The following is a 17061-nucleotide window of genomic DNA, read 5'->3' as shown; positions in this document are numbered from 1 at the left end:
TTAGCGTTTCTAACTGCGTTAGAATGCGCACTTTGCGAAACATATAGGCAGAATAATGATTGATTATTTAATTACAGCAGCTGACGGTGGACATCGTTTTAATGTTGAGCAGCGTGTGCCGGTTAGTGGCGGGCAAGAATATACGTTATATTTGCCGGTATGGATTCCCGGTAGTTATACTCGCCGCGACTTTTCCAAGTACCTACGCAACTTGACGGCAAAAAGTGGTGGTGAAGTTTTGCCGTGGCAGATGATCAATCCGAGTACATGGCAAGTATCTGTGCCGCAAGGTGCAAAAGAGCTGGTACTGACCTATAACGTGTATGCGCGTGATATTTCCGTGCGTGGTAATTATCTCGATCATGAGCGCGGTATCATTAACCCGTGCTGCACGTGCATTGCCGTGGAAGGCATGGAAGATATGGTGCACCGTATCGAATTGGCACTTGCCGATGGTTGGCAATGGTATGGTGCAGAGGCGCTTAATGGTCGCGTATGCTGCGATGACTACGATCATTTGATTGACACGCCACTGATGCTTGGTGCAGCGTTGCAACACGCAGAATTTGATGTGTACGGCAAGCGCCATGAATTGGTCGTCAGTGGTGCGAAGTGGGATTATGATTTTGAGCGTTTAGTGGATGATGCGCGCAAAATTTGTATCGCGGAACACGACATGTTTGGCGGCTGGCCGAAGGCGACGCAAGATTATTGCTTTATGTTGCATGCGACAGATAACGTCTATGGTGGGTTGGAGCACCGCAGTTCAACCATGCTAATGGCACCGCGCGCATTATTGCCGCGTACCGATGGTACGATTAGCCCGAACTATATCCGTCTGCTCGGTTTGTTCTCGCATGAATACTTCCACACTTGGAACGTCAAAGACCTCAAACCAGCCGATTACCAGCCTTATGATGTGCGCCAAGAACAGCCGAGCGAAATGCTGTGGTTCTTCGAAGGCTTTACCGCCTATTTTGACAATTTGCTGCTGGTGCAAAGTGGCGTCATTAAAGAAGAGCACTATTGGCAGTTGCTCGCTGATGACATCACCAACCACACTCGTCGCCGCGGGCACAAGCATCAAACGCTGGCTCATTCCAGCTATGAAGCGTGGACGAAGCTCTACAACGGCGGTGAAGATGCACTCAACAGCAGCACCAATTACTACGTGCATGGCGCGCTGTTTGCATTTTGCCTAGATATGTTCTTGCGTACCCAAAGTGATGACGATATCAGCCTTGCCAGTGTATTGCGCGGTGCTTGGCAGCAGTACAGCGAAGATGGACAGGGCATGACCGAGGCACGTTTTGTTGAGATTGTTTCTGGTCAGTTGCCAAAAGAAGTTGAGGGAGAGTTTACCGCATTCTTGCAGCGAGGCTTGCACAGCCTAGAACCATTACCGCTGGCTGAAAGCTTGGCTGCGGTCGGCATGCACCTTTCCATGAAAGCTGATAGTGTACAGGGCAAAGCAGCGAGCAGTGAGCCGGGCTTCCGTTGGCGTGATGATCATGGCAAATTGCGCGTGACCCGCCTTGATGAGGGATCATCTGCTGCTAGAGCAGGTATTGCCGTTGATGATGAGTTGGTTGCGGTTGATAATATTGTTGCCAGCGAAGCAATGTTGCGCCGCTGTCTGCTTGAGAGTGAATCAGGTCGCGATGCTGATATACACGTATTCCGAGACGGCATTTTGCATCACTTTACGGTTGAGCTTGAAGGCGCGCTGAAAGACAAAGCCTGTATTGAGCCTGTACGCGAAGCTGATGCAGCTACGCAAGCACGCCGCCGCGCTTGGTTGAAACAAGCAGATTGACCGTTACGCCTACAAAACGGGTATGGCTGACTTAAACTGTAGCTTAATGCCAAGCCATTATGAATTGCTGTACCCATTTTGTACGCTCCATCTATAGATAGACTGAAGGATAGATCATCATGAACCGCATCACCATTCCTACCCCAGACGATTTCCATATTCACTTGCGCGATGGTGATGCACTGTCGCGCACCGTGCCTGATGCTGCAAAGCAATGTGCACGGGCTTTGGTGATGCCAAACCTCACGCCGGCTGTTGATACAGTTGAAGCAGCGCTTGCCTATCGCGAACGCATCATGGCGCATGTGCCTGATGGTACGGACTTTACGCCACTAATGAGCTTGTATTTAAGCGATAGTTTGACACCTGAAACCATCAGAGCGGCGAAGGATGCCGGCATCGTCGCGGTGAAGTGGTATCCCAAAGGCGCAACCACCAATTCCGCACAAGGTGTGGCGAGTGTCGAAGCGATTTATCCCATCGTTGAAGCAATTGAGCAAGCGGGGCTTTTGTTGTTGATTCACGGTGAAGTGACGCATGATCATATTGATATTTTTGACCGTGAAGCGACGTTTATTGACAGCGTATTGACGCCTCTGCGCGCGCGTTTCCCGAACGTCAAAATGGTACTTGAACACCTCACTACACGGCACGGAGTTGAGTTTGTTCAGGCACAAACAGATGGCAACACAGCTGCGACCATTACCGCACAGCATTTGCTGTTTAACCGCAATGCGTTGCTGGTCGGTGGGGTGAAACCTCATTACTATTGTTTACCGATCCTTAAAACGGAAGATGACCGCCAAGCCTTACGCGAAGCGGCAACCAGTGGCGATGCGCGCTTTTTCCTCGGCACCGACAGTGCCCCACATGCGCGTCACGCTAAAGAAAATGCTTGTGGTTGCGCGGGCTGCTATACCGCACATGCGACTCTGGCACTGTACGCACAAGTCTTCGACGAAATGAATGCACTGGATAAATTAGCAAATTTTGCCAGCCGCTATGGTGCCGACTTTTATGGCTTGCCATATAACTCAGGTGAGGTCACGTTGGTAAGGCAGGCTAATACCTTCCCTGACTCATTACCTTATGGCGATAGTGAAATTGTACCATTCTTGGCCGGGCTGACATGGGAATGGCGGATTGAAGAATAAGAATGGTTGTTAAATAAAGCTCAATTAAAAGTTATTTTTATTCAGTAAAAGTTATTGCAATTAGAAATAGACAAGATAATGGTTCTTGATAAGAATTAAAATCCATTTTTAATCAAATGGATATAAATAATGACTTTTTTGAAACTATTGAGTTTTAAAGTTTTTTTGACCTTTGCTGTTTTGTGCGTCATATTCGCCGCACACTTAAATTAGTAAAGGTAAAAAACATGAAAGGTCATCCAGAAGTTATTGCATATTTGAATGAAATGATCGGCGGCGAACTGGCTGCGCGTGATCAGTATTTCATCCATTCACGCCTGTATCAGGAGTGGGGCTATACCAAGTTGTATGAAGCCAATAACCACGAAATGGAGCATGAAACTGAGCATGCCAGCGCCATGATCAGCCGTGTATTAATGCTTGAAGGTACGCCAAATATGCAGGTTGAAAAACTTGATATTGGCAGCAGCGTACCTGAAATGTTGCAAAAAGACCTTGAGTTGGAATACCGCGTACGCGATAACCTCAAGCGCGGTATCAAGTTGTGCGAAGAACATCAGGACTATGTCACCCGTGATCTGCTTGTTGTTCAATTGAAAGATACAGAAGAAGATCACGCACACTGGCTTGAGCAGCAGTTGCGCCTAATTGACGATATGGGCTTGCAAAACTATCTGCAAAGCCAGTCGTAAGGATTGCGCCATGAAAACGACGGATAAAGTACTTGACACCCTCAATGGCTTGTTACGCCACGAACTGACGGTGATTAACCAATATTTTCTGCATGCACGCATGCTGAAGAACTTTGGCTATGAATCACTCGGTAAAGTGATGTATAAGCAGTCTATTCAGGCGATGAAGAACGCTGATGACTTGATTGAGCGTATTTTCCTGCTTGAAGGATTGCCTAATCTGCAGGATCTCGGCAAGTTATTCATTGGTGAGAATGTGCAAGAAGCGATCGAATGCGATTTGAAAGTTGCGCGTGATCAGCACAAGAGCTTGCGCGATGCGATTACGACCTTGGAAAAGGAAGAAGATTACGTCTCGCGTGATTTGGTCGAAAAGCTGTTTGACGACGTTGAAGAGTATGTCGACTGGCTAGAAACACAGCAAGACCTGATTGAAAATCTAAGCTTGCCAAACTACCTGCAAAGGGCAGTTTCCTCAGCAAGCTAAATATAGCAGTTGTAATTACGCTGCTGTCTTAGGTGTGAATAACGTCGGTACGGCTTGAGGCTGGCCGGCGTTTTTGCCGTGATGAGCGTATTCGCTGATTAGTTCGTCCACGGCGTCCAGACATTTTCCACAGCCGGTACCAACGCCGAGCGCATTAATCAGCGCAACGCGATTATCCGCGCCATGTTCAATGGCTTTGATAATTGCGTGGTCACTTATTTTTCGACAAATGCAGATATACATGAAAAACCGGATGATGATCTTAATAGGATGGATTATTAATTAAAGATGCATCCTAACCTTTGATCTGGGTATAAATCAAGTAAAGAATTAATCCGTTTTATTGTGATGATTTGTCATGTTTATGGCTTGTTAGATAATGTTTACTTTAATTTATAGGTTATTGTGTCGTTGATTACGCGCGTATTATTTGGGCAGCCACTACTTTCACCATAAAAATAATCTTAATGCCTTTCTCCTGGCCTATCTATTTGCCTATTTATAACGTCCTTTAAGGGCTGTCTTATTGTGCTAAACAGGTACTTGTGAAACAATACCGACATGGATAATAATCAACTAGAAGAAAGTATTTTTGACGAGCAGGGCTATCGTTTTAATGTAGCTATTATTATCGTCAACGAGCACGGCCAAGCTTTTTGGGGCAAGCGTCGTGGGCAAGATTCGTGGCAATTTCCACAAGGTGGTGTGAATGCTGGTGAATCGGCTGAGCAGGCAATGTTGCGTGAGCTATACGAAGAAACTGGCTTAAAAGGCGAGCATGTTGAGATTATTGCTGAGACGTCAAGCTGGCTTAAATATCGTTTGCCTGTGCGTTATCGTCGTCGGCGTCGCCCCGGTATGGTGCAGTGTATTGGGCAAAAGCAAAAATGGTATTTGCTGCGTTTGCGCACCAGCGATAATGATGTGAATTTGGCAGCTTGCTCAAAGCCTGAGTTTGATGATTGGTGCTGGGTGGATTACTGGTCGCCAGCTAATCAAGTGGTACATTTCAAGCGTAAAGTATACAAGCAGGCTCTTGATGAATTAGCAAGTAAAGTGCCTAATTTGGCGCAGCCGTCATCTGCGCGTAAAGAGCCGGTCGATAAGCAGCGCGATCCATCTAATAAGCGCCGTAAAGCACCGTCATTTGCCAAGCGTTCCCGTTCACGCTAATCCTAGCTAGGGCTAGATCGTATCTAATCTAGCGTTTGACGTTGTTTTGAGATAGATCAAAAAAAGCCCCCACTTGCTTGCGGCAAGTGGGGGCTTTTTGCAAGTGTGATACTTTAACTTAAATATCAATATTGCTGGCGTTGATGGCGTTGTCCTCAATGAAGGCGCGACGTGGCTCAACTTCTTCACCCATCAGTGTGGTAAAGAGTTCATCCGCGAGGCGCGCATCGTTGATTTTAACCTGCAACATACGGCGTACGTTCGGGTCAAGGGTGGTTTCCCAAAGCTGTTCCGGGTTCATTTCACCAAGACCCTTATAGCGCTGGATGTCGTAAGCTTTTTTACCTTCAGCAAATAGCGCTTTAATGACATCGCTAAAGTATGCGACTTCAACGCGGTTCTTGCTATTTTCAAAGTATGCGCCTTCTTGCAGTAGCCCAGTCAATTCTTGGCCATACGCAGCAATTTTGCGGTATTCGGGTGAATCAGCAAAATTGACGTCAAAATAATTGTGGATCAGGTTGGCGTGTTGCTCTATCTGAATATGAATACGTGGTGTAGCGCTGCTACCTTCGGTTATTTCAGCTTTCAGAGTGATGCCGGGTTCTGCAAAGCGATCAAGATGGCTTTGGAAATTGACTAGCCATTCATTGAGTGCGTCGCGATCATTGAAGTGTTCGCGAGTTAAAGTCGTCGTCTCGATCAATGCTTTCAGAGCGCGCTGGTCATAGCGGCTCGATAAGCGTTTAATCATGGTTTCAAGGGTAATGTAGTCTCTCGCGAGTTGCTCAAAAGATTCCTTACTGATTGCAGGTGCGTCGGCACTTACGTGTAGCCGTGCATCGTCCAATGCTTGAGTGAGCAGCAATTCGTTTAGTTCATTGTCATCTTTGATGTATTGCTTCTGTTTGCCCTTACTGACTTTGTAGAGTGGCGGCTGGGCAATATAGATATGGCCACGCTCAACCAGCTCCGGCATCTGACGATAGAAGAAGGTCAGTAGCAGGGTGCGGATGTGAGCGCCATCGACGTCCGCATCGGTCATGATGATGATGCGGTGATAGCGCAGTTTGTCCGGGTCGAAGTCTTCTTTGCCGATGCTGGTACCTAATGCTGTGATGAGCGTGCCAATTTCAGCAGAGCCAAGCATGCGATCAAAGCGCGCTTTTTCGACGTTAAGGATCTTGCCTTTAAGCGGCAAAATGGCCTGAAATTTACGGTCGCGACCTTGCTTGGCCGAGCCACCTGCCGAATCACCCTCTACAATAAATATTTCAGAGAGTGCAGGGTCTTTTTCCTGGCAGTCTGCAAGTTTGCCGGGCAGGCCTGCGATGTCGAGGACATCTTTACGTCTTGTCATTTCACGTGCTTTGCGTGCAGCTTCACGCGCACGGGCCGCATCAACCATTTTATTGACGATGATTTTGGCTTCTTGTGGGTGTTCGTAAAGGAATTCTTTGAGCTTTTCAGAAAGGACGCTTTCGACGATACCTTTGACTTCAGAAGAAACCAATTTGTCTTTGGTTTGTGAGGAGAATTTTGGGTCGGGTACTTTGACTGAGACGATAGCAGTCAGTCCTTCACGTGCATCATCACCAGAAGTGCTGATCTTATGTTTTTTATTGAGCCCTTCTTCTTCAATATAGCCATTTAAGGTGCGCGTCATGGCGGCGCGGAAGCCAGCCATGTGGGTGCCGCCGTCACGCTGCGGGATGTTGTTAGTGAAGCAGTAGACGTTTTCAGCAAAGCTGTCGTTCCATTGCAGAGAGATTTCGACAGTGACATCATCTTTATCAGTGCTGCAATAGAAAATTGTTGGGTGGATTGGGGTTTTATTGCGGTTGAGGTATTCGGTGAATGCCTTAACGCCACCATCGTATTCAAAGACTTTTTCCTGGCTGGTGCGTTCGTCAGTAAGGACGATACGGACACCGGCATTGAGGAAGGAGAGTTCTTGTAAACGCTTGGCTAATTGTTCGTAGTCAAATTGTACGGTGCCGAAGGTTTCTGTACTGGCCAGGAAATTGATTTCTGTACCAGTCTGATCGGTACTTTCAATGACGGCCAGTGGTGCTTGTGGTTCGCCGTGAATGTAGGTCTGCTGATGCTTGTTGCCATCGCGCCATATGGTCAGAATCAGGCGTTCTGAGAGGGCGTTAACGACAGAAACACCAACGCCGTGCAGGCCACCTGAAACTTTATAGGAGTTGGCGTCAAATTTACCACCGGCGTGCAGGACAGTCATGATGACTTCGGCTGCAGAGCGGCCTTCCTCGGCATGGTGATCGACTGGGATACCACGGCCATTATCACGTACGGTGATTGATTCATCTTGGTGGATAATGACGTTGATTTCCGAGCAGTAGCCGGCTAATGCTTCGTCAATTGAGTTGTCCACGACTTCAAAAACCATATGGTGCAGGCCTGTGCCATCGTCTGTGTTACCGATGTACATGCCTGGGCGCGTACGCACCGCTTCGAGGCCTTTCAGGACGCGAATGTTGGACGAATCGTAGCTCATATTTTTGTTATCCGGCAAAAAGGAGCATTATAGCATAAAACGGGCATATCCGTGTACTGGATATGCCCGTTTGTTGTCAAAATAGCATTATGTTTTTAAACGTGAAATTTAGCGCTTCACAGTTGTTTTACGGCTGCTTTGCCACCATTCGTAAAGGCCGATAAATGCATTAATTTGATAGACGATGGTTTGGATGGCAAAAATGGTGTTGTGGTTGGCAATATTGACTGCTAGCCACACGCAATTAACCAGTATCCAGATGCCCCATGAAAATGAATAGCGCAGAATCATGGTAGTTTGTGCGGTGACGCCGAGAACGAATGCAATCACGTTAATTGCATACCAGCTTAAATTAATGCCAGCAAAGCTGATCGCAGTATCACTACCACTTTCAATGAAGCTGTATTGTTGAAGCTGTTCGTTGACCCAAGGGAATACGGCAAGCCCAGCTGCGATAAAAATGGCGGTGATGATCCACACGGTAGCGTTAGCTTTGCGTGGAATCATGTTGCCGTCGCCATCTTCATTTTTATGCCAGTAGTAGAGGCCGTAGAGATGGGTGGTGAGGTAGAAAATGGGTGCGAGCATCAGCCCGGTTGCGCCGCTGCGACCCTGTACGAAGATTTCGCCGACGTTGGCGGTGATACCAAGGCCGTTACCGGCAATGTTACGGCGGAAGGCCAGCGCAACAACGCAGACCAGCCCAATCAGCGCAACGATGAGCTTGATAATTTCAAGCTGGCTGTGATCGGTGCTGTACCAAAAGCCTGCGCTGAGCGCGATAGCGCCGCAAATGAACCAAAGAATAGCCCATTGGCGTTGCCAAGGTCCGGTGATTTTATCGAGGATATTCATGCGTAGTTTCCTTGTGTGAGTCAGAGAAAGAAAGGGTTAAGGTTGGCAAGCGACGCTGATGTGTTTACGGCGTTGCCTGTTGTATGTGTTGATTGTAAGGCGATTGTCGTCAAGATGAAGGTTGCGTTGTTCAGCCCAGGTGGGGGCAATTTTTGCAATATAGGCAGTGGGGTCTTGCTGGCAATCAGGGTCATGTGCAGCTTGCCAAAGGCGCAGGTAGGCGTTGCTGTCTTGCAGGCGGTTTTGGTAGGCGCTGTAATCGGGTTTTTCGATGTCGTTCAAGATACAGCCAATGGTATTGAGTAGGCACTGTTTGCGTGGTGTGTGGTCTGTGATCACTGCGGTTGCAATGTGATCAAGGGAAATATTTTGTTGCCATATATTGCTGCAGTACTGTGCATACTGTTCGTCCATAAGGGCAATAGTGTGGTTATGACTGAGCAGGAAAGGAATGTTAGGCAAGGTATGGATGATGTTGGTATTCAGGTTTGTCTCGTATTGCATCAGTGGGCATAGGCTGATGGTAGTGCTATCGAGTGGTTGTAATGCACTTTGGCATTGCTCAGGTAAGTTACGTTGAGGGTAATGTGCGAGTAGATCGAGGTTGTAGTCGATCAGCGTCGCGCCAATGATGGATTGGACGAGGTTGCTTTGGCTGCGAATGAGGTTTTTGCCGAAGTTGATACTGATGCAGGCTTGGATAGTGCCTTGTTCGAGATCATCTTGCAGCATAATGGCGTTGCGGGTGACAAGTGGTTGAATGAGGTATTGATACGCAGGGATAGGGCTGTGAAAGGTGGCGAGTTCGCCCTGAAATGGCGTATGCAGTGCAGCACTCGGGCTGTGCTGTAGGTCGTCAATATCACGCAGAACGGGCGCAAGTGTCTTAAGGCTATCGTGGAAAGATTGTGGATTTTGTGCAATATCTTGCGGACAATCATTAACTTTACGGCACAGCGTTAAAGGACGGAGATCGATATTGGGATAGGTATCGCGGCTGGGTTGTGGGTAGGGAGGTGCTTCTTTGCCTTGAATGATGCGCCACAATGGGGCTTTGCTACGTTCGGCAATATCGGTTTTGATCGCAGCGACATCTTGCGCAACTACTTGCTGACGCTGCTCGGTCGGAATGTCGTAGCCGAGCAGGTAGAGGGTCGTGGCAGGATCTTCAGCCCACGTGGTAGTGGCAATAAATAGCAGAAATATCGTAAAAAATAGTTTTGCCATGATGGGGTTGCAAAGGTTTAGGATTTGCCGTTATAGATATTTTGCACGATGTAATCTACGGCATTTTCGTAGCGAGCGTGGTAGCCGCTATCGTGTATTTCATGGCATTTAATGCTGTGGCGGGTATAGATTTCCTTGAGTTTGTTTTGGAACGTTTGCCGTTGTTGCTCACTGCCGAGTGAGCGCAATCCGTCATCTACCCACACGGTGTTGTTATTGAGCAGGATGGTGTGGCTGAAGCGCATTTGATCGATGAAAGTTGCAACGGTAGGATCGGTTTGTCCTTCGTAGATTTCACAAAATGCCTGAGTGGTGACGAAATCGGTGTCGATAATAGTGACCGGAGCTTTGGGTGCTTCGAGGGCGTTATTGACTGCTTTGGCATGGTCGATGGCGATACGCTGATAGTCGCTGTATTGCAGGGCAAGTTCGCTGCCGCCGAGGTCGTAGTCGACATAGAGGCGACCAAGTTCGAGGACGTAGTCGGCAAGGAAGCGGTTGGCAAGTTTGTGTACCAGCGTGGTTTTGCCGGAACTTTCGCCGCCGGCAACGACGACGGTTTGTGTGTAGTTGCGTCGTGCGGTAGGGTGAATATAGTGCCAGTGGTTGACTGGGTCGTTGTGGATGGTGTCTGTGTCGTAGCGGTCGTGGCGTGGTAACAAAATAAGCCGCTCAGGGGGTAAGTGCTCACGCCACGGGTGGCTTTCGTCACTGATCAGGCGCGCTTTGGCACTGATACCGCAGGCTTCTCGTAGCTGTTTGAGCTTGGCTTGGGCATCTTTGGCACTCGGATCAATGTTGATCATGTCGTAAGTATGCAGCTGTACAAAGTCGAAGGCACGGAATGCACGCTGTAACCAGCGGGCTTTGTCTTGCAAAGTAACTGGATAATCAGGGTTTGGATTCGGATGGTTCAATATGACGATATGAAGCTGGTTTACCAAGCCGACGGCGTGTTGTATCAGCTTGATGTGGCCTTGATGCAGAGGTTCAAAATGACCAATGATCCAGCCGGTAGTAGGCTTATTCATAAAAGTCCTTAGTTAACTGGTAAGGAAATGCCGGTGAGTTTCTTATACAGTGAGACTGCATAAGAGTCAGTCATGCCAGTGATATAGTCACAGACGCCGAGTAGCTTTTGGTAAAGGCTGTCGTTATAGCGCTTGTAACGCTGTGGTAGCAGGGCAAGTATCATTTCATCATGGCGCTTGCCAGTGGTCAGTTCACGGTGTCGGTTAACTGTTGCGGTACAAAAGAAATCGAGTAGGCCAGTGAGAATACGGTGCCCGGCAATTTGTACTTCGACGACAGGGCGTGAGACGTAAATGTAGTTTGCTGCGTAGGTGCGTAGTTCACTGAGCTGATTAATGGAAGGAATATTTTTGAGCAGAGCGTCTGTATGGCTTCCATTCAGCAATCCTGGTTCAACAGCCCAAAATTGATCAACGGTTTCGTGCACGAGTTTACCGATGGCTTTGGCGCGCAAGTAACTGAGTTGGTCGCTTTTGCTGCTCATGCTGCTATAGCGGCTAGGATCAACAAGATCCCCTCCAAGTGCTTCGAGCTTCTTAAGCGCAGTTTGGTGGTCGATTTGGCCTACTTGATAGGCATCTTCGATATCAACAATTAGATAGCAGATGTCGTCAGCGGCTTCCATGAGAAAAGAAAGTGGATGGCGTTGCCATGCTTGCGGGTGTATCTGAGCCAAGCCAAGTGAGTTGAAAATGCTGGAAAAGTCTTCAATGTCATCTTGGTAGCAACCATTTTTTTTCAGCCCAACCTCGCGTTGGGCGTAGGCTGTGCAAGGGTATTTACTGGTCGCTGCCAGTGTCGCGGCGGTAAGGCGTAGTCCTCCACGGGTATCAGGGCTTTCAAGACGATTAATAATGCGAAACCCTTGTGCATTGCCTTCAATAGCGTGCAGATCTGCGGCTTCTTGTTCACTGTCTAGCAGTGGAATGATATTTTTGCCATTGCCGCTGATGAAGTAATCACGCATGGCTTGTTCACCGAAGTGACCAAATGGTGGGTTGCCGATATCGTGTGCAAGACAGGCAGCGGCGACAATGTCGCCAATATCGGAGGCGTGGATACCGTGGTCTCTGAGGTCAGGATTGCGTTTTAATAGTTGCGTACCGACGCTACTGCCAAGGCTTCGCCCAACACATGAAACCTCCAGTGAATGCGTCAGGCGAGTGCGCACATAGTCATTCTTTTCCAGTGGAAAGACCTGAGTTTTGTCTTGCATGCGGCGGAAGGCCGCAGAGAACATAATGCGGTCGCCATCGCGCTGAAATTCAGATCGTACAGAAGCTTCGGGTTGTGCTGCTTGCCCAATTCTTTGTGCAGAAAGCAGCATGCGCCATGAAGTCATGATGATTAGCTTATGTTGAGTGGTTGAAAGGACTTGACCAGCTCATCGATGGCCTGCATTTGGCGCAGGTAAGGCTCGAGTTGGTCGAGCGGTAGCGCACAAGGGCCGTCGCATTTGGCTTGGCTAGGGTCAGGGTGTGCTTCAATAAACAGGCCTCCAAGCCCAAGAGCCATACCTGAGCGAGCAAGTTCAGCTGCTTGTTGGCGGCGCCCATCAGCGCTGTCTGCACGACCACCGGGTTTTTGTAGCGCGTGGGTTGCGTCAAAGACAACTGGCGCGAGTGTTTTCATTTCATCCATGCCGAGCATGTCGACGACGAGGTTGTTATAGCCGAAGCAGCTGCCGCGCTCACAGAGCATGACGCGCTCGTTACCAGCTTCGGCAAATTTCTTGATGATATGGCGCATTTCATGTGCTGCCAAAAATTGTGGTTTTTTGACGTTGATTGCGTTGCCTGTCTTGGCCATGGCAACGACGAGGTCAGTTTGTCGTGCGAGGAAAGCGGGCAGCTGAATGACGTCAACCACTTCTGCAACTGGTGCAGCTTGGTGTGGTTCGTGAACGTCGGTGATCAGTGCGACGCCAAACTCTTTTTTAATTGCGGCGAAAATTTCCAGGCCTTCGTCCATACCAGGTCCACGGTAGGAGTGAATGGATGAACGATTGGCTTTATCAAATGAGGCTTTGAATACATAAGGAATACCGAGCTTGTCAGTCACTTTTACGTAGTGTTCGCAAATACTCAGCGCGAGCTCTCGGCTCTCGAGCACATTCATACCGCCAAATAATGTAAATGGACGGTCGTTGGCGATGGTCAGCTGGTTATTAATAGCAACAGATGTAATCATGGCGTAAACCTTATTTAGAAAAGCTTAGAAAATTCAATATAGGCATTTTTACTTTGTTTATTATCATAGTAAAAGTGGTTGCTGGTGCTTTTTGACCAATCAAGGTTGAGCTTGGGGGTGATTCCCCAGAAGTGCCAGTCTCGCTTCCAAATGCTGAAGCTTACGCTATATTCTCTATCTTCACGTTTGATATTGAAGATATCAGGGCCTGCATAACTACGTTTGCTGATACTGCCAGAGAGGCGGGTAGATATGCCATGTGACCACTCTTCTCCCCAGCCTAGGTTAATACTAGGGCGGTTATAAGTATCGGATGGATCGTCGGTTGCATTTCGGTAAGCACCTACACCGCCGAAAAAGTAACGGCCGGCTGTTGGTGCGTATAGGGCACTGATGCCACCGTAGTATTGGTTGCCGTCAAGGAATGTTCGCTTGTCGTGCTTGGTGTTGCTCAGTAAACCATTGGTTGATAGACGCCAGTTTGGCGTTACCCAGTAATCACCGCCAAGATTCACTCCAACGCTGGTTGAATAGGCCTCTCCAGCAAAGATTCGCCGACGAACAAAGGGGTTTACACGAGCGTTACGCCGTGTATCACGCCAGCCGAGTGTCGTGCCAAGTGTGATATTCATATCATTATAGTCGGATTTATTCCAATGGTCGCCGCTGATGCTGGCATTGATACCTCCAAAGACGCCGCCATCAATAGGAATCATCTTGTCAGCGCTAACGTAGTAATGAAAGCCCTTTGCTTTGACTGGTTCGGCAAAGGTTAGTGTGCCATTTCCCCATGCCATTTGCCGCTGTGGCGGTGCGTTATTGATGTTGTTATCAGCCTGATAGTATGAAGAAAAGTTAAATGACCATTCGCGGCGCTCTTGAAGGCTGGTTAGCTGTTGGTCAATGAGTTGGCTCACTTCGGCTGGCAGCTCTTCATGGCGCAGGCGCATGAATTGATCCTCAGCAGCGCCATCTTGTCGATCTGCCGCAAGTGCCATTGCGAGTTGTAGTCGTACTGGCGGGAGATCTCCATTTTCAGCGAGCATTTCTCGGTAAATCTGGATGGCATCCTTGGTGCGACCATCGCGCTGCGCTACTGCTGCACGTGCGTAACGCGCCAGTTGTTCATCTTTATTGGAGACTTCTTCATATAATGGTAAGAGTGCGACGACAGCTTCGATTTGCCCAGTCATGACAGCTTGATCTAGTAGTTTAGCAAGCAATAGAGGGTTGCTGCGTAACATGGCTTCATCGATGATGTTTTCTTCTTTCGGCTGTTTTGGTGGAGGCACAAAATCTTTATCACCAGGCTTGGGTGAGTCTGAGGGGATGAGTAGATCATTATCTAGTTGAGTTTGTGCGAAGGCCAAGTTTCCAATCAGTATTATTGCGAGGAAAAGAGGGCTGTGTCGTTGCATAATATTGCCGGTAGCGAAAACAAGTGCAGTATTATATCTCATGGGGTAGCCACTTGCTTGCTGAGAATGATCGATTCTATAAATACTGCTATGGATAAATAAATGCAACAACAAATACTCGTTTTTGGCGAGCCACTTGAGCGTATGCCGAAGGATTTATATATCCCGCCGGAAGCGCTGCGCGTCCTGCTGACCGCGTTTGAAGGGCCGCTGGATTTGTTGCTCTATCTGATTCGCAAGCACAATATTGATATTCTCGACATTCCGGTGGCGATGATCACCGAGCAGTATCTTGCTTATGTGGACGCAATGAAGGAAAGCGACATGACTGTGGTTGCAGAATACTTGCTGATGGCGGCCACGCTAGCGGAAATCAAGGCACGCATGATGTTGCCACGTCCTCCGATGAGTGATGACGATGATGTTGAGCAAGATCCACGCGCGGACCTCGCGGCGCAATTGCTTGAATATGCGCAGAACAGTAAAGCGGCAGAGCAGCTGTCTTTGATGGCATTTGTCGGTGATGGAACGTTGTTGTCGGCACACAGTGTGCCAGTTAATAGTGCGCCGCCTGAACCACCGACAGCTGATTTGGATTTGCTGGCGTTGTCGATGCAGCGTTTATTGTCGCGTCAAGCGCTGCGCAAGGCGCATGCTGTAGAAAAGGAGCGCTGGTCACTGGCTACACGTATGGACATGATGATGGCAACACTTAATGAAGATGAATGGCACGGATTGCACGATTTTTATACGGCAGATGAGGGGCGTGGTGGGTTAGTGGTGTCGTTGATGGCAATGCTAGAACTCGACAAGCGCCAGCAGTTGCAGTGGCAGCAGGAGGCGCTGTTTACGCCAGTCTATATGCAAGCACGAGCGGAGGTGGCGTAGTGGCACAGCCATTGTTTCGTCGGATTGAAGCGCTGCTCTTTACCCGTGATGAGCCGTTATCGCTCAAAACTCTGTCTGGTGTATTGGCTGCAGATGAGGCTGCGGTTAGTGATGCCCTTGGCGAGTTAACCGTTGCTTACGCAAACAGCGCGATGGTGGTTATGGAAGTGCGCGGCGGTTGGCGCTTGCAGTTGCGTGAAGCCTATTTTGACGATGCAGCTGCACTTGCAGCAGCACAGCCGGTGCGCTATTCACGTGCATTTTGGGAAACGCTTGCCTATATTGCCTACAATCAACCCGTCACCCGTGCGGATATTGATGCGGTTCGCGGGGTGACGACCAGCAGTGGTGTTTATCGCCAGTTGTTTGATGTGCAGTGGATTGAAGTGATCGGGCAGCGCGAAGTGCCTGGAAGGCCGGATTTACTCGCAACCACCGAACGGTTTTTACAGGATTTTTCACTGCGTTCGGCTGATGAACTGCCTATTTTGCCCAATGCAGATGATCTAGACGCCTAATCTAAGCAGCGAATTGCTGTGATCAAGCTCTACGCTTAATATTAATTTAGTAAAAACAATATGGTGAAATTGATATTGCGTACATTTTTTGATGCATAGTTATATGTATCGTGAGATTCTACTGACATAAAGTCGTAACAATATACCGTTACATTGCCCGCTATTAAATTCATAACGCATTAATGGTGGAGTGATGGAGCGAGCTACGCATACTACTGCTGGTGCCGTTGCTGTCAGGGTCGAGAACCTTGTTAAAAGCTTTAATGGCAAGCAGGTTTTGGATATTCCTGAATTGACGATTCATGAAGGGGATATGGTTGCGCTGCTCGGGCCGTCAGGTTCCGGTAAGTCAACTTTGATGCGCCATCTCAGCGGATTGATTACTGGAGATTCAAGTAGCGCGAGCCGTATTACGGTTGCAGGCAATACCGTTCAGGAAAAAGGGCGTCTCAGCCGTCGTATCCGCCAGCAGCGTTGCCATATAGGGCTTATTTTTCAGCAGTTTAATTTGGTCAATCGCCTAACCACATTGGAAAATGTGTTGGTCGGTGCGCTTGGCTCCACACCTTTTTGGCGTACGTTTTTTAAGCGCTTTACCTTGCAGCAGAAATTAAAGGCAATGGATGCACTGAAGCGGGTTGGGATGGCAGATTACGCTTTTCAACGCGTATCGACTTTATCTGGCGGGCAACAGCAGCGCGTCGCTATTGCACGCGCGTTGATGCAGGGCGCATCGGTGATTTTGGCTGATGAACCAATTGCCTCTCTTGATCCTGAATCATCGCGGATCGTGATAACCATATTGAGGGATATTTGTAAGCGTGACGGCATCACGATGGTGGTGACGCTGCATCAAGTTGAGCATGCATTGGCCTATTGCGAAAAAGTGGTTGCCTTACAAAAAGGGACTATTTTTTATCAAGGATTATCTTCCGAGTTAACCCCAGAATACCTCGAGCGGCTCTATCGTATTGAGCGCGAGGAATTAAATCATGATTTGCCGGAAGCTATATCAGAAGCAGATGAGCCGACGTCATTGATCAAAGCGCAAGCCAAAGCTTACGCGTAATACGATGAACAGGAATGATTA

At 48.4% G+C, this 17061-nt stretch carries 16 protein-coding genes; 8 read left to right on the top strand and 8 right to left on the bottom strand.

Annotation, left to right across the window (positions count from 1 at the left end):
• Nucleotides 1-55: 55 nt before the first annotated feature.
• The 4 genes from KRX19_07160 to bfr (KRX19_07145) all read left to right on the top strand — a co-directional run bounded on the left by KRX19_07160 (nucleotide 56) and on the right by bfr (KRX19_07145) (nucleotide 4149).
• Entirely contained in the window at nucleotides 56-1816 is a 1761-nt protein-coding gene (locus KRX19_07160; GenBank protein ID MBV7434804.1) for a PDZ domain-containing protein, read from the top strand.
• Between the two features lie 119 nt (nucleotides 1817-1935).
• Nucleotides 1936-2970 carry a dihydroorotase gene (gene pyrC, locus KRX19_07155; GenBank protein ID MBV7434803.1) on the top strand — a complete coding sequence of 345 codons (1035 nt, stop codon included), beginning with the start codon at nucleotides 1936-1938 and terminating at the stop codon, nucleotides 2968-2970.
• A 227-nt stretch (nucleotides 2971-3197) separates the two neighbouring features.
• Complete coding sequence (gene bfr, locus KRX19_07150) at nucleotides 3198-3662, top strand: bacterioferritin (GenBank protein MBV7434802.1); 465 nt, start codon at nucleotides 3198-3200, stop codon at nucleotides 3660-3662.
• Between the two features lie 10 nt (nucleotides 3663-3672).
• Nucleotides 3673-4149 carry a bacterioferritin gene (gene bfr, locus KRX19_07145; GenBank protein ID MBV7434801.1) on the top strand — a complete coding sequence of 159 codons (477 nt, stop codon included), beginning with the start codon at nucleotides 3673-3675 and terminating at the stop codon, nucleotides 4147-4149.
• Nucleotides 4150-4164: 15 nt separating this feature from the next.
• On the opposite strand, the gene KRX19_07140 is transcribed toward bfr (KRX19_07145), so the two are convergent.
• Entirely contained in the window at nucleotides 4165-4392 is a 228-nt protein-coding gene (locus KRX19_07140) for a (2Fe-2S)-binding protein (GenBank protein ID MBV7434800.1), read from the bottom strand.
• A gap of 345 nt (nucleotides 4393-4737) precedes the next feature.
• Between KRX19_07140 and KRX19_07135 the strand changes: the two genes are divergently transcribed.
• Nucleotides 4738-5322: an RNA pyrophosphohydrolase gene (locus KRX19_07135; protein ID MBV7434799.1), complete on the top strand. Its 585-nt coding sequence runs from the start codon at nucleotides 4738-4740 to the stop codon at nucleotides 5320-5322.
• 118 nt (nucleotides 5323-5440) lie between these two features.
• On the opposite strand, the gene gyrB is transcribed toward KRX19_07135, so the two are convergent.
• The 7 genes from gyrB to KRX19_07100 all read right to left on the bottom strand — a co-directional run bounded on the left by gyrB (nucleotide 5441) and on the right by KRX19_07100 (nucleotide 14565).
• Nucleotides 5441-7843: a DNA topoisomerase (ATP-hydrolyzing) subunit B gene (gyrB, locus tag KRX19_07130; protein MBV7434798.1), complete on the bottom strand. Its 2403-nt coding sequence runs from the start codon at nucleotides 7841-7843 to the stop codon at nucleotides 5441-5443.
• Nucleotides 7844-7951: 108 nt separating this feature from the next.
• Nucleotides 7952-8698, bottom strand: coding sequence for a nicotinamide riboside transporter PnuC (gene pnuC / locus KRX19_07125; protein ID MBV7434797.1), 747 nt, complete (start codon nucleotides 8696-8698; stop codon nucleotides 7952-7954).
• Between the two features lie 36 nt (nucleotides 8699-8734).
• Entirely contained in the window at nucleotides 8735-9925 is a 1191-nt protein-coding gene (locus tag KRX19_07120) for a hypothetical protein (protein MBV7434796.1), read from the bottom strand.
• Nucleotides 9926-9942: 17 nt separating this feature from the next.
• Nucleotides 9943-10956, bottom strand: a complete 1014-nt coding sequence (gene nadR / locus KRX19_07115; protein ID MBV7434795.1) for a multifunctional transcriptional regulator/nicotinamide-nucleotide adenylyltransferase/ribosylnicotinamide kinase NadR — start codon at nucleotides 10954-10956, stop codon at nucleotides 9943-9945.
• An 8-nt stretch (nucleotides 10957-10964) separates the two neighbouring features.
• Entirely contained in the window at nucleotides 10965-12284 is a 1320-nt protein-coding gene (locus KRX19_07110) for a deoxyguanosinetriphosphate triphosphohydrolase (GenBank protein MBV7434794.1), read from the bottom strand.
• Between the two features lie 20 nt (nucleotides 12285-12304).
• Nucleotides 12305-13147 carry a 3-deoxy-8-phosphooctulonate synthase gene (kdsA, locus tag KRX19_07105; protein ID MBV7434793.1) on the bottom strand — a complete coding sequence of 281 codons (843 nt, stop codon included), beginning with the start codon at nucleotides 13145-13147 and terminating at the stop codon, nucleotides 12305-12307.
• 14 nt (nucleotides 13148-13161) lie between these two features.
• Complete coding sequence (locus KRX19_07100; protein MBV7434792.1) at nucleotides 13162-14565, bottom strand: DUF560 domain-containing protein; 1404 nt, start codon at nucleotides 14563-14565, stop codon at nucleotides 13162-13164.
• A gap of 102 nt (nucleotides 14566-14667) precedes the next feature.
• On the opposite strand from KRX19_07100, the gene KRX19_07095 reads away from it, so the two are divergent.
• From KRX19_07095 to phnC, 3 genes are all read left to right on the top strand, one after another.
• Nucleotides 14668-15453, top strand: a complete 786-nt coding sequence (locus KRX19_07095; protein ID MBV7434791.1) for a segregation/condensation protein A — start codon at nucleotides 14668-14670, stop codon at nucleotides 15451-15453.
• A gap of 11 nt (nucleotides 15454-15464) precedes the next feature.
• A complete protein-coding gene (locus tag KRX19_07090; protein ID MBV7434790.1) occupies nucleotides 15465-15971 on the top strand; it encodes an SMC-Scp complex subunit ScpB in 507 nt (168 codons plus the stop codon).
• A 193-nt stretch (nucleotides 15972-16164) separates the two neighbouring features.
• The gene (gene phnC, locus KRX19_07085) at nucleotides 16165-17040 is read left to right on the top strand and encodes a phosphonate ABC transporter ATP-binding protein (GenBank protein ID MBV7434789.1); all 876 of its coding nucleotides are present in this window, start codon (nucleotides 16165-16167) and stop codon (nucleotides 17038-17040) included.
• Nucleotides 17041-17061: the final 21 nt, after the last annotated feature.

Source organism: Cardiobacteriaceae bacterium TAE3-ERU3, assembly GCA_019218315.1.
In the GTDB taxonomy this organism is placed as follows: Bacteria; Pseudomonadota; Gammaproteobacteria; order Cardiobacteriales; family Cardiobacteriaceae; genus JAHUUI01.
The sequence above is the reverse complement of the archived record's forward strand: the minus strand, read 5'-3'. Positions and strand labels throughout refer to the sequence as shown.